The sequence below is a fragment of the Bacillus sp. FSL W7-1034 genome (assembly GCF_038593365.1).
Classification (GTDB): domain Bacteria; phylum Bacillota; class Bacilli; order Bacillales; family Bacillaceae; genus Bacillus; species Bacillus altitudinis.
This window is the reverse complement of the sequence record NZ_CP151989.1, coordinates 2,189,022-2,212,313: the sequence shown is the minus strand read 5'-3', so window position 1 is coordinate 2,212,313 and position 23,292 is coordinate 2,189,022. Positions and strand designations below refer to the sequence as shown.

General features: G+C 41.9%; 22 protein-coding genes. 16 read left to right on the top strand and 6 right to left on the bottom strand.

Going from position 1 to position 23,292, the window contains the following annotated elements; translation table 11 throughout:
* Positions 1-56 precede the first annotated feature (56 nt).
* Genes mce through NST73_RS11310 form a run of 4 tightly spaced genes read left to right on the top strand, consistent with a single transcriptional unit; the run spans position 57 to position 3,552 of the window.
* Positions 57-479, top strand: coding sequence for a methylmalonyl-CoA epimerase (gene mce / locus NST73_RS11325; RefSeq protein WP_217967007.1), 423 nt, complete (start codon positions 57-59; stop codon positions 477-479).
* Positions 472-1,935 (top strand): acyl-CoA carboxylase subunit beta, encoded by a 1,464-nt coding sequence (locus NST73_RS11320; protein ID WP_047945445.1) that lies wholly within the window; start codon positions 472-474, stop codon positions 1,933-1,935. Before mce ends, NST73_RS11320 begins: the two co-directional genes overlap by 8 nt.
* A gap of 16 nt (positions 1,936-1,951) precedes the next feature.
* Positions 1,952-3,073, top strand: a complete 1,122-nt coding sequence (locus NST73_RS11315; protein WP_035390776.1) for a tripeptidase T — start codon at positions 1,952-1,954, stop codon at positions 3,071-3,073.
* 14 nt (positions 3,074-3,087) lie between these two features.
* Complete coding sequence (locus tag NST73_RS11310) at positions 3,088-3,552, top strand: chemotaxis protein CheW (protein WP_024718901.1); 465 nt, start codon at positions 3,088-3,090, stop codon at positions 3,550-3,552.
* A gap of 126 nt (positions 3,553-3,678) precedes the next feature.
* Here the strand turns inward: NST73_RS11310 and NST73_RS11305 are convergent, their stop codons facing one another.
* Positions 3,679-4,458 carry a membrane protein insertase YidC gene (locus tag NST73_RS11305; protein WP_045034397.1) on the bottom strand — a complete coding sequence of 260 codons (780 nt, stop codon included), beginning with the start codon at positions 4,456-4,458 and terminating at the stop codon, positions 3,679-3,681.
* 64 nt (positions 4,459-4,522) lie between these two features.
* The gene (locus tag NST73_RS11300) at positions 4,523-4,804 is read right to left on the bottom strand and encodes a hypothetical protein (RefSeq protein WP_008342247.1); all 282 of its coding nucleotides are present in this window, start codon (positions 4,802-4,804) and stop codon (positions 4,523-4,525) included.
* A 120-nt stretch (positions 4,805-4,924) separates the two neighbouring features.
* On the opposite strand from NST73_RS11300, the gene NST73_RS11295 reads away from it, so the two are divergent.
* From NST73_RS11295 to NST73_RS11280, 4 genes are all read left to right on the top strand, one after another.
* Positions 4,925-6,181 carry a DNA polymerase IV gene (locus NST73_RS11295; RefSeq protein WP_007501120.1) on the top strand — a complete coding sequence of 419 codons (1,257 nt, stop codon included), beginning with the start codon at positions 4,925-4,927 and terminating at the stop codon, positions 6,179-6,181.
* A gap of 98 nt (positions 6,182-6,279) precedes the next feature.
* Positions 6,280-7,689, top strand: a complete 1,410-nt coding sequence (gndA, locus tag NST73_RS11290) for an NADP-dependent phosphogluconate dehydrogenase (RefSeq protein ID WP_025207592.1) — start codon at positions 6,280-6,282, stop codon at positions 7,687-7,689.
* A gap of 256 nt (positions 7,690-7,945) precedes the next feature.
* Positions 7,946-8,791, top strand: coding sequence for a GRP family sugar transporter (locus tag NST73_RS11285; RefSeq protein ID WP_024718904.1), 846 nt, complete (start codon positions 7,946-7,948; stop codon positions 8,789-8,791).
* Positions 8,792-8,804: 13 nt separating this feature from the next.
* On the top strand, positions 8,805-9,590 hold the full coding sequence (locus NST73_RS11280; RefSeq protein ID WP_008342255.1) for an SDR family oxidoreductase: 786 nt from the start codon (positions 8,805-8,807) through the stop codon (positions 9,588-9,590).
* A gap of 125 nt (positions 9,591-9,715) precedes the next feature.
* Here NST73_RS11280 and NST73_RS11275 read toward each other — a convergent pair whose 3' ends face one another.
* Positions 9,716-10,705 (bottom strand): hypothetical protein, encoded by a 990-nt coding sequence (locus tag NST73_RS11275; RefSeq protein WP_160757540.1) that lies wholly within the window; start codon positions 10,703-10,705, stop codon positions 9,716-9,718.
* Between the two features lie 424 nt (positions 10,706-11,129).
* Here NST73_RS11275 and NST73_RS11270 point away from each other — a divergent pair, with 424 nt between their 5' ends.
* The 5 genes from NST73_RS11270 to NST73_RS11250 all read left to right on the top strand — a co-directional run bounded on the left by NST73_RS11270 (position 11,130) and on the right by NST73_RS11250 (position 15,437).
* The gene (locus tag NST73_RS11270; RefSeq protein WP_017367558.1) at positions 11,130-11,441 is read left to right on the top strand and encodes a PTS sugar transporter subunit IIB; all 312 of its coding nucleotides are present in this window, start codon (positions 11,130-11,132) and stop codon (positions 11,439-11,441) included.
* Positions 11,442-11,444: 3 nt separating this feature from the next.
* Positions 11,445-11,777, top strand: coding sequence for a PTS lactose/cellobiose transporter subunit IIA (locus tag NST73_RS11265; protein ID WP_017357943.1), 333 nt, complete (start codon positions 11,445-11,447; stop codon positions 11,775-11,777).
* 25 nt (positions 11,778-11,802) lie between these two features.
* Positions 11,803-13,149, top strand: a complete 1,347-nt coding sequence (celB, locus tag NST73_RS11260; protein ID WP_007501108.1) for a PTS cellobiose transporter subunit IIC — start codon at positions 11,803-11,805, stop codon at positions 13,147-13,149.
* The gene (locus NST73_RS11255; RefSeq protein WP_342467436.1) at positions 13,133-14,539 is read left to right on the top strand and encodes a glycoside hydrolase family 1 protein; all 1,407 of its coding nucleotides are present in this window, start codon (positions 13,133-13,135) and stop codon (positions 14,537-14,539) included. Before celB ends, NST73_RS11255 begins: the two co-directional genes overlap by 17 nt.
* Positions 14,540-14,714: 175 nt before the next feature.
* Positions 14,715-15,437: a GntR family transcriptional regulator gene (locus NST73_RS11250; RefSeq protein WP_008342268.1), complete on the top strand. Its 723-nt coding sequence runs from the start codon at positions 14,715-14,717 to the stop codon at positions 15,435-15,437.
* Positions 15,438-15,487: 50 nt separating this feature from the next.
* On the opposite strand, the gene zwf is transcribed toward NST73_RS11250, so the two are convergent.
* Entirely contained in the window at positions 15,488-16,963 is a 1,476-nt protein-coding gene (gene zwf / locus NST73_RS11245) for a glucose-6-phosphate dehydrogenase (RefSeq protein WP_008342269.1), read from the bottom strand.
* 222 nt (positions 16,964-17,185) lie between these two features.
* Between zwf and rnz the strand changes: the two genes are divergently transcribed.
* Positions 17,186-18,115 carry a ribonuclease Z gene (rnz, locus tag NST73_RS11240; protein WP_041091778.1) on the top strand — a complete coding sequence of 310 codons (930 nt, stop codon included), beginning with the start codon at positions 17,186-17,188 and terminating at the stop codon, positions 18,113-18,115.
* Between the two features lie 139 nt (positions 18,116-18,254).
* The gene (locus NST73_RS11235) at positions 18,255-19,562 is read left to right on the top strand and encodes an aminotransferase class I/II-fold pyridoxal phosphate-dependent enzyme (protein ID WP_274660586.1); all 1,308 of its coding nucleotides are present in this window, start codon (positions 18,255-18,257) and stop codon (positions 19,560-19,562) included.
* A 44-nt stretch (positions 19,563-19,606) separates the two neighbouring features.
* Here NST73_RS11235 and NST73_RS11230 read toward each other — a convergent pair whose 3' ends face one another.
* A complete protein-coding gene (locus NST73_RS11230) occupies positions 19,607-20,371 on the bottom strand; it encodes an alpha/beta hydrolase (RefSeq protein ID WP_041091946.1) in 765 nt (254 codons plus the stop codon).
* Positions 20,372-20,490: 119 nt separating this feature from the next.
* Positions 20,491-21,507 carry an NADPH dehydrogenase NamA gene (gene namA, locus NST73_RS11225; RefSeq protein ID WP_144679374.1) on the bottom strand — a complete coding sequence of 339 codons (1,017 nt, stop codon included), beginning with the start codon at positions 21,505-21,507 and terminating at the stop codon, positions 20,491-20,493.
* A 140-nt stretch (positions 21,508-21,647) separates the two neighbouring features.
* Between namA and NST73_RS11220 the strand changes: the two genes are divergently transcribed.
* Positions 21,648-23,261, top strand: coding sequence for a M20/M25/M40 family metallo-hydrolase (locus NST73_RS11220; RefSeq protein WP_342499098.1), 1,614 nt, complete (start codon positions 21,648-21,650; stop codon positions 23,259-23,261).
* The last annotated feature ends 31 nt before the right edge of the window (positions 23,262-23,292 follow it).

The window sequence follows — 23,292 nt, the reverse complement described above, 5'->3', positions numbered from 1 at the left end:
TTTATTCTAGCTCGTTTTTACGCAGGCGACAAGTGATGTACAAAGGAAGTGAACGGATGAATCAAATCGATCATATAGCCATTGCCGTTTTTTCTATTCAAAAAACAGCACGTACGTTCTCTAGGCTGTTTAACTGGGAATTTTCAGACATAGAAGTACTTCCGAATCAAGGGGTCAAAGTATCTTTTGCTTCCCTAGGTGATCTGCACATTGAGTTGATTGAACCGATGTCAAATCACAGCACATTACATACCTTTTTAATAAAAAGAGGAGAGGGGCTTCATCATATTGCATTAAAGTCAGGTGACATTCAGGCTGATCTCAGTCAACTTGACGAGCTCGGTGTACAGCTCATTCAAAAAGGCGCACAAAATGGTGCGAACGGAAAGCGCATTGCGTTTATTTCACCAAAAGAAACGTCAGGTGTGCTAATTGAATTGTGTGAGCCTTTGAAAGGAGAGAAACAGGAAGATGCATGAATCGTTCAATGACTTGTCTGAATGGCGCGAGAAAGCTTTAAGGGGAGGCGGTGAAAAACGAGCAGCGGCTCACCGAAACAAAGGAAAGCTGACTGTTCGTCAGCGGCTTCATGAACTTCTTGATGAAGGCAGCTTTATGGAAATCCAGTCATTTGCTAAAGGCTCCCGCTCAGAACATTTAGGGGATGGCGTTGTCACTGGGACGGGACTGATTCATGGGAGACAAGTAGGCGTTTATGCACAAGATGCGACCGTGTACGGGGGTTCGCTAGGGGACATGCATGCGAAAAAAATAGCGGCTTTAATGGATTTGGCTGCTAAAAATCAAATGCCTGTTATCGGTCTAAAAGACTCAGGTGGTGCGAGAATTCAAGAGGGTGTGGTATCATTAGAGGGATACGGTCAGATTTTTAAACGGAATGTGCTGTACTCTGGTCAAATTCCGCAAATATCCGTTATTTTAGGCTCCTGTGCGGGAGGTGCAGTATATTCACCTGCATTGACGGATTTTGTATTCATGACGGAGCAAACAGCTCATATGTTTTTAACTGGTCCGAAAGTGATAGAAAAAGCAACAGGAGAGACGGTCTGTCCTGACCGACTTGGAGGTGCAGCGGTTCAGCATCAAACAAGCGGGAATGTGCACTATACAGGGAAAGATGAGAGAGACGTGTTAAAAGCAGTTCGAACGCTTTTAACGTACATACCAACGAAACGACGGCCTGTCATTCATCGTAAGGTGCAAAAGCATGATGCGAGCGATCTTGGGAACATCTTGCCAAAGGAGCCATCACGTACTTATGATGTCAAACAAGTGGTGACAGCGATCACCGACCACGGCTCATTTTTTGAAACGCAGCGTTGTTTCTCCAAAAATATCGTCACAGGTTTTGCCAGATTACAAGGGTCTTCCATTGGTCTTGTAGCCAATCAGCCTAAGGTGCTGGCAGGAAGCCTTGACCTCAATGCTGCTGATAAAGCGGCTCGGTTTATTCGATTTTGCGATGCATTTCATATTCCCATTTTAACCCTTGTGGACGTTCCTGGTTTTTTGCCAGGTGAGAAAGCTGAGCATGCAGGCATTATCCGCCACGGCGCAAAGCTTCTGTATGCGTACGCTGAGGCGACCGTTCCAAAGATCACTGTGATTTTGCGAAAGGCATTTGGCGGTGCATACGTTGCGATGAATAGTAAGGGCTTAGGTGCTGACTTTGTGTATGCATGGCCAGAGGCAGAAATTGATGTCATGGGAAAATCGTTTGCAGACGAAATTGTTCATCCTGCTTTGCGTGAGGTGGACAATGAACCTAGTGTCATGAAGGCAGCACAATTAGGATTAATCGACGATATTTTAATGCCAGATGAAACGAGAGAGCGGCTCATTCGCTCATTTGACCTGCTTCGCAGTAAGGAAGAAGATAGACCGTTAAAAAAGCATGGAAACATGCCGCTATAAGAGGAGGAACATCATCATGATCAATGAGAAACGCTTATTAGACGAATTTTTAGAACTTGTTCAAATCGATTCAGAAACGAAACATGAAGAAAAAATTGTTGAAGTCCTAAAAGAGAAATTTACTGGTTTAGGGCTTAATGTAGTCGAAGATGATTCAAAAGAGACAACCGGTCATGGAGCAGGCAATCTTATTTGCACACTTGAAGGGAATCAAGAGGCAGATACGATTTATTTTACTTCTCATATGGATACAGTTGTACCAGGTAATGGTGTCAAGCCAGTCATTGAAGACGGTTATGTCAAGACAGATGGCACAACCATTCTTGGTGCTGACGATAAAACAGGGCTTGCTGCAATGTTTGAAGCGATCCGTGTCCTAAAAGAGAAAAATGTACCGCATGGCAAGATTGAATTTGTCATTACAGCTGGTGAAGAATCAGGACTTGTAGGAGCAAAAGCGTTAGATCCGAAACTGATGACAGCAAAATATGGTTATGCGCTTGATTCAGATGGCAAGGTCGGTACCATCATCGTGGCTGCGCCAACACAGGCGAAAGTACGTGCAACCATTTACGGAAAAACAGCTCACGCAGGTGTGGCACCTGAAAAAGGCGTCTCTGCGATTACGATTGCATCAAAAGCGATCGCGAGCATGCCGCTTGGCCGTATTGATGAAGAAACAACGGCGAATATCGGCCGCTTTGAAGGCGGAACACAAACGAATATTGTCTGTGATCAAGTGGATATTTTGGCAGAGGCACGTTCTTTAGAACCGGCAAAAATGGAAGCGCAAGTAGCGAAAATGAAAGAAGCCTTTGAAAAAACCGCTAAAGAAATGGGCGGAAGTGCCGATGTACAAATTGACATCATGTATCCAGGCTTTAAATTCTCACACGGCGATCAAGTCGTTGAAGTGGCGAAAAAAGCGGCTGCGAAAATTGGCCGTCCTTCAGAACTACAGACAAGCGGGGGAGGCAGTGATGCAAACGTCATTGCTGGAAACGGCATCCCGACCGTCAACCTAGCTGTTGGATATGAAGATATTCATACGAAAAATGAAAAAATGCCGATTGAAGAATTAGTCAAGACAGCTGAAATGGTTCTCGCCATTATCGAAGAAACGACAAATCCATCGTAAAGGCAGGAGACTCTGTGAGCACGCAAAAGATCATTATTTTCCAAGTGGGACAAGAGGATTTTGGTATCAGCGTAGAACATATACGCTCAATTGAGAAGGTCCCTTATTTACAAGAAGTATCGAACCTTCCAAAAGAGATTAAAGGACTCATGTCGTTAAGAGGAGAGGTCATTCCAGTCAGTGACACAGGTGTCATGCTGCACGGAAAACCTCTGGATGTAACCGAACAGTCTAAGGTTCTACTATTTGAATTAAACGATCAAATGATTGGCTGCCTTGTTTCTGATGCAAAAGATATCATTGATATCGAGCTAAGTGAGATCAAGCCATTTCATATGAACACAAAAGCATCTGAATATTTCTTCGGCGTCGTTGAGAGAGAGAGCAAGATGATTTTACAAGTGGACCCTAATAAGTTTCTAGGGAAAATTGAGGATCTTGATCAATTGCCTGAGCGATTGAAAGAGGAATTAGCATAAACAAAGGCCCCTTATCCATGGATAAGGGGTCATTTTGCGTGCCGGAGCTCACGCATCTTTTATTTGTTGCGCTCTACAGAAGACAAATAAAGCCCCCTTATCATGTTCGGGTAAGGGGGCTATCATTTATTCAGCTGCTGGGTTAATTGAATCGTTTGCCGCAGCTTTTGTTTTTGATTTTTGGTACATCACATTTAAAATAATCGTTTGAATGGTGAGTAAAAGTCCACTTGTCATCCAATATAAAGGAAGAGCAGCGGGAGCATTAATTGATAGAAACAGCATCATGACTGGGAAAATCATGCCCATGATTTTTGCTTGTTTCAGTGCGGCTTCTGTTTGGGTGCCTGATTGCTTTGCGAATTTTTGTGTGACATAAAATTGCAAGAAATACATGGCCCCTGCAAAGATCGCCACCAAAAGATCAGTTTGTCCTAAGTTAAACCATAAGAACGAATGTGTTGCGATCTCAGGTGTTGAGCGGATTGCTGAGTAAAAGCCAAGAACAATTGGGATTTGAATCAGCATCGGCAGACAGCCCATTGCCAGCGGGTTCACATTGTTGTCTTTATATACTTTCATCATTTCCATTTGCAGTTCTTTTTGTTTTTCAGGTTCTTTCGTTTTTTTCAATTTGCTTTGTATTTGGTCAATCTGAGGTTTAACGAGTGCCATTTTCTCTTGCATCACTCTCTGCTTTTTAAATTGGTTTGCAAAAAGTGGGAAAATAAGCAGCCGGACAATCAATGTCACGAACATAATAGATAAACCGTAGTCATCATGGAAAAAGTTCGCAAGCCAGATAATCAACTCAGAAAAAGGCTGAACAAAATAATGATGGAAAAACCCATCAGAGCTTGTATTTGTTTGCGCACTTGCAGCAAATGCCGGTGACGCTACCATCATAAAAAATAAAGTCGTACAAATAGTCAATAAACGTTTCAATTCATTTCCTCCTCAATAATAAAATCTAATAAGAGAGAGGAAGCGAATGGTCTTCATCATCATTTGATGATCTTTTCATTCGAATGACTTTACTAATCCAAGTTGTAATGCGATCATATATGATAAACAGAAAGTCTGTTCGATTCAAACAAGATGCATCCAACTCTTCTAAACGATGTCCTCCGAGGTGCTCGTTCATTCGGCAGTCTTTTAATAAGAAGGCAATACCGATGGCGGTCAGCGCTGGAAGAATAATCGTAAAGAATTCAACAAGGAAAAAGACTTCATTGAATGTATCAATAATCATGATTATCACATCCATTTCATTACTCACAGTGTACTATACACCATATGAAATGTCTAATGGAACAAACAGGTGAAATCACGGTGAAGTGAAGGAAAGTAGATCACCTAAGGGGGCAAGCGAATGGCTGATTCTCAAAAGAAGGGGCGAATCATTTTTCATATTGATATGAATAGTTTTTATGCATCGGTAGAAATGGCGTATGATCCTTCTTTGAGAGGGAAACCTTTAGCCATTAGCGGAAATGCAAAAGAGCGCAAAGGGATAGTTGTGACTTGCAGCTACGAGGCAAGAGCACTCGGGGTGAAGCCGCCGATGCCACTCTGGGAAGCGAAGCGGCTATGTCCGGGACTGATTGTGCGTACACCCAACTTCGACCGGTACCGCAGCTCCTCACAAGAAATGTTTACCATACTAAGAGAATATAGTGACTTAGTTGAACCCGTTTCAATTGATGAAGGCTATATTGATTTAACCGATACACCTTATGCTGAGCATGCCGTGAAAACCGCTCATGATATTCAAACGAGGCTCGTAGAAGAGCTCATGCTTCCATCGAGTATTGGCATTGCACCGAATAAATTTCTAGCGAAGATGGCGTCTAATTGGAAAAAGCCAATGGGCATTACCATTTTGCGTAAACGAGATGTCCCGACAATGCTCTGGCCGCTCCCTGCAGGTGACATGCATGGGGTTGGACAGAAAACGGCAGATAAGCTGAAAACCATCGGAATTCATACAATTGAAGATTTAGCGAAAGCGAATGAATATGCGCTGAAAGAGTTATTAGGCATCAATGGACCGAGGTTAAAGCAAAAGGCAAACGGAGAGCATGACGGCATTGTCGACCCAGAAAGAATATACGAATTTAAATCTGTCGGAAATTCTTCCACTCTTCCTCACGATTCTGATGATACAGATGAACTCGTCTCATTAATAGAGAAACTGTCGCAATCGGTGAGTGCCAGATTACGAAGAAAAGAAGTGATGGCAAACCGGCTGCTCATTATGATTCGGTATGCAAGCTGGAAAAATATCACACGGAGCGTCACACTCACGAATCCAACTGATCGAAAGGAAGATCTATTTGAGGCGGCAAAGCAGCTATTCCTAAAGCATTGGAATGACCAGCCAGTAAGACTTTTAGGTGTGACGGGGACCGATCTTGTGGAACGAAAATCAGCCGTCAAGCAGCTTGATTTATTCTCTTATACAGAAGATGCAAAAGACGAACCGCTCCAATCTCTTTTAGACGGACTGAAAGAAAAATATGGTAAACCACTCATCCAAAGAGGAGTGACCATTAAGGAAAAAGAGAGCAAAACAAGTGGTACAAGTTTTAATAAAGACTTTTTTCAGGACGAAAGAGGAAATGACTAGCCTGAAAACTTGATAAAAGAGGTGATGTTGTGGTAATTTCAAAGGGTACATCATTTCAGCAGTAATCAATATAGTGTGTTAGAAGGGACGTCAGAATTATGTCAAAACAACAAATCGGTGTCGTTGGACTAGCCGTTATGGGGAAAAACCTTGCCCTAAATATTGAAAGCCGCGGTTTCTCCGTGTCCGTTTATAACAGATCTAGCAGCAAAACAGAAGAGTTTCTTCAAGAATCACAAGGGAAAAACGTTGTAGGCACATACAGCATTGAAGAATTTGTTCAATCGCTTGAAACGCCGCGTAAAATTCTTTTAATGGTAAAAGCAGGTGCAGCAACAGATGCAACCATTCAATCATTACTTCCTCACCTAGAGAAAGGTGACATTTTAATTGATGGTGGAAATACATATTACAAGGATACACAAAGACGTAACCAAGAGCTTGCGGAAAGTGGTATTCACTTCATTGGTACAGGTGTTTCTGGCGGTGAAGAAGGCGCACTTAAAGGTCCTTCTATCATGCCTGGCGGTCAAAAAGAAGCGCACGAGCTAGTGAAACCAATTTTAGAAGCCATCTCTGCGAAAGTAGATGGTGAGCCTTGTACAACGTATATCGGTCCAGATGGAGCAGGACATTATGTCAAAATGGTTCATAACGGTATCGAGTACGGAGACATGCAATTGATCTCTGAATCATACTTTATCTTGAAGCATGTCGCTGGTTTATCAGCAGGGGAGCTTCATGAAGTATTCTCAGAGTGGAATAAAGGCGAACTTGACAGCTACTTAATCGAAATCACAGCTGACATTTTCACAAAAGTGGATGAGGAAACGAACCAGCCGCTAGTAGATGTCATCTTAGATAAAGCTGGCCAAAAAGGAACTGGAAAATGGACAAGCCAAAGCTCACTTGATTTAGGTGTCCCGCTTCCAATCATTACGGAGTCTGTTTTCGCTCGTTTTATTTCTGCGATGAAAGATGAGCGTGTGGAAGCAAGTCAATTAATTCAAGGGCCTGAGCCAACTCAATCAGCTGAAGATAAACAAGCATTAATCGAAGCTGTTAGAAAAGCTCTCTTCATGAGTAAAATCTGCTCATATGCACAAGGTTTTGCGCAAATGAAAGCAGCATCTGATGAGTATAACTGGGATTTGAAATACGGTGAAATTGCGATGATCTTCCGTGGTGGATGTATCATTCGTGCAGCCTTCCTGCAGCAAATCAAAGAAGCATATGACCGTAACCCTGAATTGAAAAACCTATTGCTTGATCCTTACTTCAAGGATATCGTAGAAAGCTATCAATCATCACTTCGTAAAGTGATTTCACTTGCAGTAGAACAAGGTGTTCCTGTTCCTTCATTCTCAAGTGCACTAGCTTACTTTGATAGCTATCGTACAGCTGTCCTTCCAGCTAACTTAATTCAAGCACAGCGTGACTACTTCGGCGCACATACGTATGAGCGCACAGATAAAGAAGGCGTCTTCCATACTGAATGGATGAAATAAGTATAAAACCTCAAAAGACCTTACCTTTGGTAAGGTCTTAGATTGTTGACAAAGGGCTAAAATGAACTTGGTTTTAGCCCTTTGTCTTCTTTTTAGCGTGATAGAAAACCTTTGCAGGACTGACACCGAATGCGAGGGTTTGTCTACACGCTGTGACCTTACCTTTGGTAAGGTCTTTTTTGTGTTTACATCTATTCGGCTAAAAATCCGAAAAAGAGGGATGCTAAGTAAAAAAGAACAGAAAGTAGGGATAGAAGTGGGCATTTTATATGCACTTCTCCCAGCGATATTTTGGGGAAGTATTGTTCTCATCAGTGTCAAACTTGGCGGTAATGCCTATCAGCAAACACTCGGCATTACCCTCGGCGCTTTTTTGTTTTCAATCGGCGCCTATTTGATCAAAATGCCGGAACTGACACCGCTTATTTTTGCGGTTTCCGTTATCTCTGGGATCTTTTGGAGTATTGGGCAAATGAATCAGCTTTCAAGTGTCGCCTTTCTAGGGGTGTCAAAGGCTGTTCCTTTATCAACGGGTATGCAGCTTGTGAGCACGACATTATTTGGTGTCATCGTTTTCAAAGAATGGCAAACCATGACGGTCATACTTATTGGTTCTTGTGCCATTTTATTTATTATTGCTGGCGTTGTCATGACATCCCTCGGTCAAAAAAAGAGTGGCGGAAACGAAGGCGGCAATTTTAAAAAGGGAATTATCATTTTGCTCATCTCAACCGTAGGCTACGTCGGATATGTCGTCATTTTAAGATGGTTTCATATAGATGGCTGGTCTGCGCTCGTTCCACAATCTGTCGGCATGCTGCTTTCATCGTTAGCGATTAGTCTAAAGCAAGACCCGTTTAGCAAATATACGTTCAGAAATATCATTGCTGGTCTTGTGTGGTCGACAGGAAATCTAGGACTTCTTTTGGCGATTCCACTCATTGGCGTAGCAGTAAGTTTTTCCATGTCTCAAACAGGAATTGTCATCTCGACTTTAGGCGGTATTTATTTATTAAAAGAGAAAGCATCAAAAACAAGCTTTGTCATTGCAGGCTGCTTGATGATTATCGCAGGCGGTGTGCTACTAGGTTTTACAAAATAGGAGGTTTAAGCGAATGTATCCAGATTTGGAAGGAAAAACAGTTCTCATCACAGGAGCAGGTACAGGGATAGGTCAGGCGATGGCACGCCGGTTTGGACAAGAAAAAGCCAATGTAGTGATCAATTATTTCTCAGATAAAGAAAACCCGGACGACACGATTGCTGAGATTCAAAAAAGTGGCGGACAGGCTGTCAAAATTCAAGGGGATGTTTCAAAAGAAGAGGACATGAAGGCGATGATTGATCAAGCTGTTGATACATATGGCAGTCTTGATGTCATGATCAATAATGCAGGAATTGAAAATGAAGTTCCTTCAACTGAAATGACGCTAGATAACTGGAACAAAGTGATGTCCACCAATTTAACAGGTATGTTTTTAGGGTGCCGTGATGCATTAAAGTATATGACAGAACACGGGATCGAGGGGTCGATTATTAATATGTCGTCGGTCCATCAGCAAATTCCGTGGCCTCATTTTGTCCATTATGCAGCAAGTAAAGGAGGCGCCAAGCTTTTGACGGAAACGCTGGCACTAGAATATGCGCCTAAAAAAATTCGTGTAAACAGCATTGCACCAGGCGCAATTGATACCCCGATCAATGCCGAAAAATTTGATGATCCAGCATTGAAAAAGGGCGTCATTGAGCTGATACCGATTGGTTATATCGGAAAACCGGAAGAAGTGGCAGCATGTGCTGTCTGGCTTGCATCAAAAGAGGCGAGCTATGTGACAGGGTTGACGTTATATGTAGACGGCGGTATGACCAAGTACCCTGGATTCCAAGCAGGAAAAGGATAATCGTGATAATCACGGGCTGGGCCCAGAGGATAACACAACATCAAATTATGATCTAGTATGTGCATGTGAAGACTAGTGAAAAGCGTGTGTATAAACATTCACACGCTTTTATTCGTTTATACGCCTTATTCAAATATGGCTTCTTTGTTGTTCACGATGATGCCTACTTTGGTTTTGACACGAGGAACGCCATCTTTTTGAAGATAATCATATAAAATAGGTTCTATTTCATTTATATCTGTACGAAGTATTTTAGGAGAAAACTCCTCGATAAATGGATCGTTTTTAACTGCTAGACAGTTCGCCATTGTATCGAGTGCAATTAAACTGAAAGGTCTTCCTTTGTTTAGCCATGATTTCATTCTGAGCCATGTTGGAAAGCATGCTGATGCCAACCTGCCCCAACTGTCGTTAAAAGAGGAGCAATGAGACTCCATCCAATCAAGTATGTGATGTGAACGGAAACGATATAGGCTGGAGAGAGCCGTCATTGGCAATTCCTTTTCACTTACACATTTCAATTGATCAAAAATACGTCTCATTCCTTCCTCGGCTGGTAAACTACTGGCTGCTGCCCAAGAAAGCGGATGAAAAAATTTATCGGCATCATTCTCCCAAAGCTCTCTTACCCAATCCGAAGCTGTAGTACCTAAAACATCAGCTGCGATCTCCAGCATTCTTGATTTAACTTCATGATTTTCCGTTCCATAAAATCTAGATTTTACAGACATCAAAATTTTTTGTGTATCGTGTTTTTTCAGGGCATTGATGACATCGTATTGAAGAAACCATCTTGTGATTGAGAAATCTAATAAAGACTCCAAATCGTGTTGAAGCGCTTGTAATGTGGGTATTTTCTCTTCTGCTGTGACCAATACATCTTCTTCTGGCTGACAACCCTCTCCGTCTTCTTCATAAAAATCATCGTGCAATAAAAATTTCTTTGGAGAGTGGATGATCGCTAAGTGATACCATTCAATTGGACGTAAAGAATAGGTTAAGAGCCGCCTGTGACAATCATTGCATAAACGATAAGGCTGAGCTGGTTCATCAGAAGTTTTTACAACATCAATCTCGTTTCTTTTACAGGCTTCACACAAATGAGTGACTGCCATGATATCGACTCCTTTTGATTGCAAAGATATGAATAGACTCGAAAAGTAGCAGCAAAAGACGTTTACCTATCTATCAAATTGAGTGGGAATAGCATCTGTTTCCATCTCGGGGCAGTTACTTCTCATGATTTATGGGTTTTTGAATGAGCTAAGTCATTAGCACTTATTTTAACAAAGTTCTCAAAGACTGTCTTCTGAAGAAGAAGCTACTTTATGGTTCATTCGGAGAGTATTTTTTAAAAGAAAAGGGGCCTCGTTCATATCTGGATGAGATCTCTTTTGTTCTGAAAGCTTGTTATGAATAATGATACGGTCATTTTTAAAATAAAATACATACATATAAAATTAAATGTCTAGACATTTAAAAATAAAAATATATAATATTAACTGGAAGCGCTTTTATTACAACAATGGGGTGAGAGAAATGAAACGTATTTTATTAGCATGCAGTTCAGGTATGTCTACGAGTTTACTAGTCACAAAGATGAAAGCACATGCTGAGTCTATAGGGGAAGAAGCAGAGATTTGGGCAGTCGGACAAGACCAAGCGAAAAAAGAAATGGCACATGCCGATGTTGTATTAATTGGACCGCAAATGAGCTTTTTAAAAGGGGATCTTCAAAAAGAAGCTCAAAAATATGGGATTGAAGTAGAGGTCATCGATATGCAGGCGTATGGGCTAGCAGATGGACAAAAAGCGTATGAACAAGCGGTTTCATTGATGGGGGAATCTTAAAGGATGGAAAAGAAAACGCTCGAAGGACTCACGGAAGAACAAATCAGTTTTCAATTGATCTTACACAGCGGAAATGCACGAAGCAAATTGCTTCAATCTCTTAAACAATTTAGAGAAGGTCATGAAACAGTAGCATCTGACCTTCTCAAAGAAGCGGAAGATGATTTGCGGAATGCACATGATATCCATTTTCAAATGGTACAGCAAGAGGCAAGCGGAGAAACGATTTCATTCTCCTTGCTGCTCATGCATGCCGAAGATCATTTCATGTCAACGATGACAATAAAAGAGCTTGTGGGAGAGCTCTTACCGATATTGCAATCACTGAAACAATAAAGGGTGTAAACAAGGGGGGAAACCAATGTTTGATAAAATAAGTGCGATTTTGGTTCCGATTGCTGGGAGATTGAACAACAATCGCTATCTAGGGGTATTAAGGGATGCCTTTATGCTTGCGTTCCCATTAACAATTTTTGGTTCCATCATGGTCGTATTAATGAATTTGCCATTTTTAGATAAGATCATGAGTCAAACAGCACTGGAAGGTGTTCAGTCTGCACTGAATATTGCACCTAGTGCGACCATCAGCATTATGAGTGTGTTTGTTGTATTTGGGATTGGCTACTATTTATCGAAAAGCTATGATGTGGAAGCTGTCTTTGGCGGTGTGATCGCTTTAGCCTCTTTTCTACTCCTTACGCCATTTTTACTAGAACAAGAGGGCGGTGCATCCATTGCAGGCGTCATCCCAGTCGATCGTTTAGGCGCAAAGGGAATGTTCCTTGGAATGATCACAGGCTTTTTGTCTGCTGAAATTTATCGCTATTTTGTTCAAAAGAAATTTGTCATCAATATGCCGCAAGGGGTTCCGCCAGCTGTCTCTAAGTCTTTTGCTGCACTTATCCCGGCTACTTTGACACTTACAACCTTTTTACTGATCAATATCATCATTACACAAGGGTTCAAAACCAACATGCATGACTTGATTTACAATGCGATTCAGGCGCCGCTTGTCGGACTTGGAAGCGGTATCATTCCGACCTTGATCGCTATTTTCTTTATACAAATTCTTTGGTTCTTTGGGCTCCACGGCCAAATTATTATCAACTCTGTCATGGACCCGATTTGGAATACATTGTCCATTCAAAATCTAGAAAGCTACACAAAAACAGGTGAGGTTCCAAACATTATCAGCAAGCAGTTTATCGAAATCTATACAGTGGGTATGGGTGGAACCGGTATGACGCTAGCTGTTGTGTTTACGATTTTAATTTTTCTTAAAAGTAAGCAATTGAAACAAGTAGCAAAGCTCGGCTTAGGACCAGGTTTATTTAACGTCAATGAACCCATTATCTTCGGTTTACCGATTGTGATGAACCCGCTTATTCTCATTCCATGGATTTTGGCGCCAATGGTGATTACTTGTATTTCTTATTTTGCGATGGCCGCAGGTATTGTGCCGCCTCCGACAGGCGTGAATATACCTTGGACAGTACCGATCTTTATTAGCGGAGTCATGGCAACAAATTCATTAGCGGGCGGTCTGCTTCAGCTGTTTAATTTAATGATTGTGTTTGTCATTTGGTTCCCGTTCCTAAAATTTATTGATCGTATGAATGTGAAAAATGAAAAAATAGTCACGACAGAAAAAACGAAACAAACAAACATCAAAGGTGAAGGAGACTCAATACATGTCGATGGAAACTAACAGTCAATTATATACATTTCCAGAAGGTTTCTGGTGGGGATCTTCTGCCTCTGCTACGCAAACAGAAGGCAGTTATCCAGGAGATGGAAAGGGGCCGAACATTTGGGATCACTGGTTTGAAAAAGAGCCGAATCGTTTTTTTCAGGGCGTCGGTCCAGGTGTAACCTCACAATTTTATCGTAAATACAAAGAGGATATCCGCCTCATGAAGGAGATTGGGCACAACTCGTTTCGTCTATCTATTTCATGGTCACGCCTTTTACCTGAGGGAAAAGGGGCTGTTAATGAAGAAGCTGTGGCTTTTTACAATGATGTGATCAATGAACTGATAGCGAATGACATTGAACCGTTTGTGAACTTGTATCATTTTGATATGCCAATGGCGTTGCAGGAGACGGGAGGATGGGTAAACAGGCAGGTTGTAGACGATTATGTCAGCTATGCGACATTGTGTTTTCAGCTATTTGGCGACCGGGTGAAAAAATGGTTTACCCATAACGAGCCGATTGTCCCTGTAGAGGGTGGATATATGTATAGCTTCCATTATCCAAACGAAGTTGATTTCCAAAAGGCAGTACAAGTTGGATTTCATGAGATTTTATCAAATGCTAAGGCCATTGCGGCTTATAAAGAGATGAAGCAGGATGGGAAAATAGGCATTATCCTGAACCTTACTCCTTCGTATCCACGAAGCCAGAATCCGCGGGATGTCGAAGCAGCTGAGATGGCTGACGCCTTCTTTAACCGGTCCTTCCTAGATCCAGCAGTGAAAGGACATTTCCCTGAAAAGCTAGTGGACGTGTTAAAGAAAGAAGGATTGATGCCGGCTATGGAGGAAGGAGACCTTGAACTCATTCAAGAGAACACGATCGACCTTCTCGGCATCAACTATTATCAGCCAAGAAGAGTGAAAGCAAAGGAACATATGCCTCACCCTGATGCACCATTTATGCCAGATCATTATTTTGATTCTTTTGAAATGCCGGGCAGAAAAATGAATGTGTACCGCGGCTGGGAAATCTATGAAAAGGGTATTTACGATATATTGAAAAAAGTCCAGACAGACTATGGGAATATTGAATGCTTTATTTCTGAAAATGGAATGGGTGTCGAAGGAGAAGAGCGGTTTCAGGATGAAGAAGGAATGATTCATGACGATTACCGCATTGATTTTATTTCTGACCATCTTAAATGGGTGCATCAAGCCATTCAAGAAGGAAGTCATGTAAAAGGCTATCATCTGTGGACGTTTATGGATAATTGGTCATGGTCGAATGCCTATAAAAATCGCTATGGATTTGTCTCAGTGGACCTTGAGGAAGACGGGAAACGTACCATCAAAAAAAGTGGCTACTGGTTTCAATCGGTTTCAGAGAATAATGGTTTCTAATCAAGATACTTGCTCTTTCCTTGAAAAGGGCAAGTATTTTTCTTATGTAAAGATGAAAGGGTTGAAATGAAAGTGGCTCGAACCTTTTAAGCGCACTAGGCTTAGTGTAGAATGAGAGGAAGGCTAGAAAGCGCTATAATAGGATATGAAAAAACAAGTCAGTTGGTGGTGTGAGATGACAAAGTACGAACTCATTTCAGAAGAAATTAGAAAAAGAATAGGAACAGCATATTATCCAGAAGATCAACCCATTCCAGATGAAAACTCGCTTGCCGCTGAATTTAAATGCAGCAGAATGACGATGAAGCGTGCGCTCGATCTTTTAGTGGCGGAAGGTCTGCTCTTTAGAAAAAGAGGTCATGGCACATTTATTGTGAAGGCAGCACTAAATCAAGGTGCGATCAACGTATCAGGTCATGAAAATAAAGGGTTCACGAAAGTGATGGCAGATAAAAACGTGACGAGCCAAATCATTCGCTTTGATGTGCATTTTCCAAGTGAAGAGGTGGCAGCTCATTTATCCATTGACTCAAGCACACCTGTCTATGACATTATTCGGCTCCGTTTGGTAGAAGAAGAGCCATATGTATTAGAAAAAACCTTTATGCCTGTCAATGTCATTAAGGGAATAGATGAAGAGGTTTTATTGGGTTCCATCTATAGCTACATTACAAACACACTGCAATTAAAAGTAGCAGGAGCGCACAAAAAAATTAGAGCGGCTAAATCAGATCAGCTTGATCAGCAATATTTAGGCTGTGACCCTACGGATCCGGTGCTAGAAGTGGAACAGGTGGCTTATTTAAACACAGGTCGGCCGTTTGAATATTCCTTTAGCCATCATCGCTATGATAAATTTGATTTTTCAACGGTTGAAATTACGAAAACACGACTTTAAAAAAAGAGCAGAACCCCCTCAATCGGGAGACTGCTCTTTTTTTGTTGATTTTATATATTCCACCAGTGATATCCATCTTTTTCAAGAAGCTGATCTGCTTCTTTTGGTCCCATAGAACCAGCAGGATAATTTGGTTTTAACGTTTTGGTTTCAGCCCATTTTTCTGAAATTGGATCAACAAAGTTCCAAGACAGTGCTACTTCATCCCAGTGGGCAAAGTTTGTTGCGTCACCTAGCAAACAGTCATGAATTAGCTTTTCATACGCTTCTGGTGTATTCATGATGTCGTTGTAATTTGTTTGATAGTCAAGCTTAATTGGTTTAGCATACGTTCCGCCATCAAGCTTGCGAGCATTCAGGTGAAGGGTGATGCCTTCGTCTGGCTGAATGTGAATCACAAGTAAGTTTGGATGCATGGAATTCCCGTTTCCGTAGTACAGGTTCATCGGAATGTCTTTAAATTGCACCACGATTTGAGTGGATTTCTTTTCTAGACGTTTTCCTGTACGAATGTAAAATGGTACCCCGGCCCATCTGAAGTTATCGATGAGAAGTTTTCCTGCAACGAATGTTTCTGTGTTGGAGTTTGGGTCGACATTTTGCTCTTCAAGATAGGAAGGAACCATATTGCCATCAATCGTTCCTGCATCATACTGTCCGCGGACAAAGAATTGATCCACTTCATCTTTCGAGAATGGACGAAGCGCACGCAATGCTTTCCGTTTTTCGCTACGGATTTCCTCTGTATTGAGCTTAATCGGTGGCTCCATGGCTAGTAGTGCAACCATTTGAAGCATATGGTTTTGTACCATATCTCTCAGTGCACCAGAACTCTCGTAATATCTCGCACGGTCTTCGACACCTAATGATTCACTCGATGTGATTTGAATGTTTGAAATATAGCGGTTTGTCCAAAGCGGTTCAAAGATCGCATTCGCAAAACGAATTACCTCAATGTTTTGCACCATCTGTTTACCAAGATAGTGGTCAATACGATAAATTTGATCCTCTGTAAATGCATCTCGGATCTCTTCATTTAATGTTTTGGCACTAGGCAGGTCATGACCAAACGGTTTTTCAATAACAAGTCGAGACCATCCAGTCGTTTCTGATACGCCTTCACTTTTTAAAAACTTCGCAATGGTTCCGAAGAATTCTGGTGCCATCGCTAAATAGAACATCCGGTTATTCGGGATACTGTATGTATCTTCAAGACCAGAAAGAAGCGTGTTCAGTGCTTGATAGGAAGCAGGGCTTGAGACATCAAAATCATGGTAATAGAAATGAGAAATAAATTCCTCTGCTTTTGCTTCTGCATCATCAGAAGAGACCGATTCTTTTACCACAGCTCTTAGGTCTTCATGAGACCAAGGACGACGTCCAACACCTACAACGGCGAATTGATCTCCAAGCTTTCCGCTATGATAAAGTCTATGTATAGAAGGGTAGAGCTTGCGTTTTGCAAGGTCTCCTGTTGCGCCAAAAATGACAATGACTGCTTTTGGATAGTTAGTTTCTGTATTCACGAAAAGTACCTCACTTTATTCGTAGCATTGTTGTAAAAACCGAGAATGTATGTACATTTTCTTTATTTTAAAGGTTCATTGTTCGTAAAGCAAACATTTGATTCGACTTTTTCTGCCCGAGTTTGACTTTTTTCAAAAATTCCGCTGAATTCACATTTATCCTGTCTTCATGTATTCTATATGAATGAAGAGATTGTATACCGGCTGTAGGAGGAAATCGTAATGGAACTGCTCTTTTTAGGAACAGGTGCAGGCATTCCTGCAAAAACAAGAAACGTCACTTGCACTGCGCTGAAGCTTTTAGAAGAGAGAAAAGCCGTGTGGCTTTTTGATTGCGGAGAAGCGACGCAGCATCAAATATTACATACAACGATTAAACCAAGAAAAATTGAGAAGATCTTTATCACGCATATGCACGGTGATCATGTATATGGTCTCCCGGGTCTGCTTGGCAGCAGGTCCTTTCAAGGCGGAGAGGATGAATTGACGATATATGGTCCAAGCGGCATTAAAGCTTTTGTAAACGCGACACTTTCAGCGACACAAACGCATTTGACTTATCCGCTGCATATCATAGAAATAGAGGAAGGGATCGTTTTTGAAGATGAGACCTTTCAAGTAGAAGCAAGACGAGTGTCTCATGGGATCCCAGCTTACGGTTATCGGGTCGTGGAAAAAGATGTACCTGGTGCACTAAAAGCCGAAGACCTAAAAAAAATCGGTGTAAAACCTGGACCTTTGTATCAGAAGTTGAAAAATGGGGAAACCGTTACACTCGAAGATGGAAGAATGATTGATGGAACCGATTATTTGGAACCCCCTAAAAAAGGGAGAATCGTTGCATTTTCAGGAGATACCCGTTTGTGCGAGAATATAACAAGGCTTGCCAAGAATGCGGATGTGTTAGTCCATGAAGCAACATTTGGGAAAGAAGATGCAGAACTAGCCTATAATTATTATCACAGTACGACAGAACAGGCAGCAAAAACAGCGCAGGAAGCAGGCGCAAAAAGACTGATTTTGACCCATATTAGTGCACGGTACCAAGGGGAAGAGTCACTGAAACAATTACTCAAAGAAGCCCGCGATATATTCCCGCTGACTGAAGCTGCACATGATTTCTTTTCTTTTCCTATTGACCGTACCCTGTAAAAATTGGATGAATCGTCAAAAAAAGTTGTGTGATTTTTTTGATATTTATGATGACGCTCTTTTTCAGGTAGTGGTAAAATGGTGAAGAAAAAACAAATGACGAATTACACTATGAAGAATACGGGAGGCACAATCAAAGATGAGCGGTTTTACAGCGTTAAGTGAAGCAGAATTAAATGACCTATATGCAGCACGACAAAAAGAATATGAAACGTACAAAAGTAAAAACTTACACTTAGACATGTCTAGAGGGAAACCTTCACCAAAACAGCTCGATTTATCTATGGGCATGCTCGATGTCGTGACATCAAAGGATGCAATGACAGCTGAGGATGGTACAGATGTGCGAAACTATGGCGGCTTGACAGGCCTTCCTGAAACAAAGAAATTTTTTGCAAGTGTGCTCAATCTGAAGCCAGAACAAATCATCATTGGCGGTAATTCTAGTCTGAATATGATGCATGACACAATTGCACGTGCTATGACTCACGGCGTATATGGCAGCAAAATACCTTGGGGAGAGCTTCCAAAGGTAAAATTCCTTGCACCAAGCCCAGGATATGATCGTCATTTTGCCATTTGTGAGCATTTTAACATAGAGATGATTACGGTAGATATGAAGTCGGATGGACCTGACATGGATCAGGTGGAAAAATTGGTTGCAGAAGATGAAGCCATCAAAGGGATTTGGTGTGTACCGAAATATAGTAACCCTGACGGCATTACGTATTCAGATGAGGTTGTTGACCGTCTTGCTTCCATGCAGACAAAAGCAGACGACTTCCGTATTTTTTGGGATGATGCTTATGCAGTCCACCATCTAACAGATACGCCTGATACGTTAAAAGATATTTTTCAAGCAGTAGACAAAGCAGGACATGCAAACCGTGTGTTTATGTTCGCCTCTACTTCTAAAATTACGTTCCCAGGCTCAGGTGTTGCACTAATGGCATCTAGTCAGGACAACGTCAGTTTTATTCAAAAACAGCTATCAGTTCAAACCATTGGGCCAGATAAAATCAATCAATTAAGACACCTTCGTTTCTTCAAGAATCCAGAAGGATTGAAGGAACATATGAAAAAGCATGCAGCGATTATTAAGCCGAAATTTGACCTCGTTCTTTCGATCCTTGATGAAAAGCTTGGTGGAAAGGATATCGCTGAGTGGCACAAACCAAATGGCGGATATTTTATCAGCTTAAATACACTCGATCATTGTGCAAAAGCTGTTGTGCAAAAAGCGAAAGAAGCCGGTGTGACACTAACGGGTGCAGGGGCGACATATCCTTATGGAAACGACCCGCTTGATCGTAACATCCGTATTGCGCCAACGTTCCCAACACTTGAAGAACTAGAGCAGGCGATTGACATCTTTACGTTATGCGTTCAGCTTGTCAGCATTGAAAAGTTGTTGTCTGAGAAAAGTCAATCAGCACCAACGGTATAATGAAAAAACTCCTTGACTGATGTCCGGTCAAGGAGTTTTTGTTTTTAGTTGGCTGTTTGATAATAAGAGACAGGCTGTTTTGCTGCACACCATACATCATAAATCGCAAGCTGCACAATATGTGGTTCATCGTGATGAATATAGTGCGAGCTGTTCTGCGCCTGAATCCATCCGCTTTGGGATGACAATGTGAGCATTCGTTTATGAAGCCTGAGCCAAGCTTCATGTGCTGGATGAAACAAGCGGCTTTTGCCTGATGAAATGACAAGAAGGGGCATCATTCCATAATGCGTTTGCTCCTCTTTGATCGTACGCAGCATTTGCTCAAAGTCCTCATGTGTACATTCTGCTGTGAATTGCGCCATATATGAAGTGCGTTCTTCCTTTGATAAGAGCGGCAGAATGACCTGCTCTTGCTCCTCACTTGCTGGGTCTAGAAGGACCATACCGATAACATCTTCTTTTCTGCGGCTTGCCCATAAGCGGCTGACAAGAGAGCCAAATGAATGCGCCACAATGAGAAATGGCGGCTGAATATTGGCTTGATGTAAGAGTGTATCTAAATCATCCGCAAGATCATGCAAAGTTCTTCCTTCTTTGCTTTCACTGCTTTTTCCATTGCCTAAACGGTCATATAAGAAAACACCAAGCTCTGGGTCAATATCACGAGCGATATTCGCCCACGTATCGCCTGAAATTCCATATCCTGCTTCAAAAATAATGGTGGCTTGCTTTTTTCCTTGACGATGCCTTGTATAAAAGTGATGTCCATCTATATGATACGTTCTTTCAATCAATGCCGAGTTCATTCTTCCATCTCCTCTAAGTGGTTCTTTAGCTAAAAGACGGCACAAAAGGCAAAGATGTTTCTCTTAAAAACAAAAAAGATGCCTATTTCAAAAAATAGACACCTTTTTGCTTAAAGATGTTACCAAGCGCGATCGTATTGGCGCGGGCTTTCGATGGATGTACGAAGCTCTTTAGCGGCTGTTTTGGGGAAATACGGATCCCGTAAAAATTCTCTGCCGATAAAGATCAAGTCAGCACGCTGATTTTGTAAAATTTCTTCGGCCTGTACACCAGATGTGATCATACCGACAGCGGCTGTTTGGATGCCGGCACCTTCTCTTATTTTCTCAGCAAAGGTGACTTGGTAGCCGGGGAATGTTTTAATACTGGCTTGCACCACAGCGCCTGAGCTCACATCAATTAGATCGACTCCTTGCTCTTTCAGCCATGCGGCAATGCCAATATAATCTGCAATATCTAGTCCTTTTGTTGTGTAATCAGAAGCGGATACACGGACAAATAATGGTCCATCCCACACTTCATTGACTGCATCAACAACTTCTCTCAAGAAGCGATAACGATTTTCTGGTGAACCGCCATATTCATCTGTCCGGTGATTGGCAAGCGGTGAGAGAAATTCGTTAATCAAATAGCCATGCGCACCATGAATCTCAATGATGTCAAATCCAGCTTTCTTGGCGCGGACAGCGGCATCTTGAAACGCCTGAACTGTGTCTTTTATTTGATCGATAGACATCTCAAGAGGTGTTTTAGATTGCTCGTCAAATGGAATGCTGGATGGAGCAAGAATGTCACCATCTAGCTCAGCCTTGCGTCCTGCATGGGCTAGCTGGATGGCCGTTTTTGTTCCGTACGCTTTGATTTGTTCGTTTAATGAGGCAAATCCTTCAATGTGCTCATCACTCCAAATTCCGAGGTCCTGATCACTAATTCTTCCCTCAGGTGAAACAGCACTTGCCTCGACCATAATTAATCCGGCCTGACCTTGCGCACGGGAAATATAATGTGCAAAGTGGAAAGGCTGTAATTTTCCATCACGGTCATGGGATGAATACATACACATCGGGGACATGACGATGCGGTTTTTGAGTGTGACACCTTTTAATGTCCAAGGTGAAAAAAGCTTTGTTTCCAATTACTTTCGCCTCCTCATAGAATGGTATAGCCGATTATAACAGTCATTCAAACATTCGTCATAAAAGGTGCTCAAACCATATAGCTTTTGAACATGATTTTGTATAATGAAAGATATGGACATCAAAGGGGGATAAACGGATGAAATGGCAAACGGAAAGTGAACTAAAGGAGCTACTCACAGCTCTGATGCAGTATGAAAGCATATCTGGTACAACGGGAGAAGTCGCATTAGCGGAATATTTATATTACTTGCTGAGGGAGCGGCCATATTTTGAGCAGCATCCTGATCACTTGGCTTTGCATCCAATGAAAGATGGCCGGTATTTTTTAACGGCACTTGTCAAACGAAGTACGCTGCCACGTACTGTTTTACTCCTGAGCCATTTTGATGTCGTCGATACAGAGGATTACGGAGAATTTCAAAATATGGCGTGTAAGCCCGAAGAGTTAATGGCGTCCTTTTCTCAAAAAAGTGCACTTCTTCCAAAAAGGGCAAGAGAGGATTTAGCTTCAGGTGACTGGCTGTTTGGACGAGGGTCCATGGATATGAAAGCAGGCCTGACTGTCCAGCTTTCCATGCTGGAAAGAGCGATGGCGGGGAGGTTTGAAGGAAATATTCTGCTCGTCACAGTGCCAGATGAAGAAGTGAATTCACAGGGAATGCTGGAGGCTGTTCCGAAACTAAAGGAACTCAAGCAGAAGTATGACCTTGAGTATACCGCGTGTTTAAACAGTGAGCCGATGTTTGAAAAGTATCCCGGGGATGCGCACCAATACATCTATACAGGTAGTATAGGGAAGGTACTTGCGGGATTTTTCTGCAAAGGAATTGAAACACATGTAGGTGAGCCCTTCTCAGGATTAAATGCAAATTTTATGGTATCTGAATTAAACAGGCTGTTAGAACTGAATAGTGATTATTGTGAGGAAGTAGATGGTGAAGTGACACCGCCTCCGACCAATTTGATGCAAAAGGATTTGAAAGAAGCTTACTCTGTTCAAACGCCTCACACGGCTGTTTCTTTATTTAATGTTCTGATGATGAACCGCTCTAGTGAAGAGCTTCACGGGCTCCTCTATGAAACTGCGAAACAAGCAGCAGCCCAAATCGAAGCCAATCTCAAACAGAAAACCGCTGCATTTCAACGCTTTAAACATTTTACACCCATCGATACAAACATCACGGTGTTAACGTATCATGAGCTGTACGAAAAAGCTGCTGAACGATCCGGCAAGCAGGAGGTCGAGCGAATTGTCAACTACGCCTTTGCCAACCGGGGTGAGCTTGGGGATCGTGATTTTTCAACCAAAATTGTATCGGAACTGACGACCCTTTGTAAGGAAGATGGAGCACTGATTGTGTTGTTTTATAGTCCGCCATTTTACCCATCAGTTTCTTCAACAAACGATCTGCATATTCAAACGACCTTAAAGAAGATTCAAAGAGAAGCAAAAGAGATCTATGGAATCGAAGTAGAAGAAGTCAAATATTTTCCTGGTTTATCTGATTTAAGCTACTTACAGCTTGAAAATCAAGATATAGCCGATTATACAGCCAACATGCCGCTATACCAAAAAGGCTACTCGTTACCACAAGGAGAAAAAGAAGCTCTTAACGTTCCTGTCATCAACGTTGGTCCATTAGGAAAGGATGCGCACAAATGGACAGAACGGCTGCATGTCCCATTCTCTTTTGGCGTTTTGCCGTCGCTCTTAGAATCAACAATTCATGCTTTACTAGAAATGAATTAAGTGAAAGCCCTATCGCCATGATAGGGCTTTT

Coding starts and splice junctions, on each gene's coding strand:
- mce (WP_217967007.1), top strand. CDS start 57: ATGAATCAAATCGATCATATAGCCATTGCCGTTTTTTCTATTCAAAAA.
- NST73_RS11320 (WP_047945445.1), top strand. CDS start 472: ATGCATGAATCGTTCAATGACTTGTCTGAATGGCGCGAGAAAGCTTTA.
- NST73_RS11315 (WP_035390776.1), top strand. CDS start 1,952: ATGATCAATGAGAAACGCTTATTAGACGAATTTTTAGAACTTGTTCAA.
- NST73_RS11305 (WP_045034397.1), bottom strand. CDS start 4,458: ATGATGGTAGCGTCACCGGCATTTGCTGCAAGTGCGCAAACAAATACA.
- NST73_RS11300 (WP_008342247.1), bottom strand. CDS start 4,804: ATGATTATTGATACATTCAATGAAGTCTTTTTCCTTGTTGAATTCTTT.
- NST73_RS11295 (WP_007501120.1), top strand. CDS start 4,925: ATGGCTGATTCTCAAAAGAAGGGGCGAATCATTTTTCATATTGATATG.
- gndA (WP_025207592.1), top strand. CDS start 6,280: ATGTCAAAACAACAAATCGGTGTCGTTGGACTAGCCGTTATGGGGAAA.
- NST73_RS11280 (WP_008342255.1), top strand. CDS start 8,805: ATGTATCCAGATTTGGAAGGAAAAACAGTTCTCATCACAGGAGCAGGT.
- NST73_RS11275 (WP_160757540.1), bottom strand. CDS start 10,705: ATGGCAGTCACTCATTTGTGTGAAGCCTGTAAAAGAAACGAGATTGAT.
- NST73_RS11270 (WP_017367558.1), top strand. CDS start 11,130: ATGAAACGTATTTTATTAGCATGCAGTTCAGGTATGTCTACGAGTTTA.
- NST73_RS11265 (WP_017357943.1), top strand. CDS start 11,445: ATGGAAAAGAAAACGCTCGAAGGACTCACGGAAGAACAAATCAGTTTT.
- celB (WP_007501108.1), top strand. CDS start 11,803: ATGTTTGATAAAATAAGTGCGATTTTGGTTCCGATTGCTGGGAGATTG.
- NST73_RS11255 (WP_342467436.1), top strand. CDS start 13,133: ATGTCGATGGAAACTAACAGTCAATTATATACATTTCCAGAAGGTTTC.
- NST73_RS11250 (WP_008342268.1), top strand. CDS start 14,715: ATGACAAAGTACGAACTCATTTCAGAAGAAATTAGAAAAAGAATAGGA.
- rnz (WP_041091778.1), top strand. CDS start 17,186: ATGGAACTGCTCTTTTTAGGAACAGGTGCAGGCATTCCTGCAAAAACA.
- NST73_RS11235 (WP_274660586.1), top strand. CDS start 18,255: ATGAGCGGTTTTACAGCGTTAAGTGAAGCAGAATTAAATGACCTATAT.
- NST73_RS11230 (WP_041091946.1), bottom strand. CDS start 20,371: ATGAACTCGGCATTGATTGAAAGAACGTATCATATAGATGGACATCAC.
- NST73_RS11220 (WP_342499098.1), top strand. CDS start 21,648: ATGAAATGGCAAACGGAAAGTGAACTAAAGGAGCTACTCACAGCTCTG.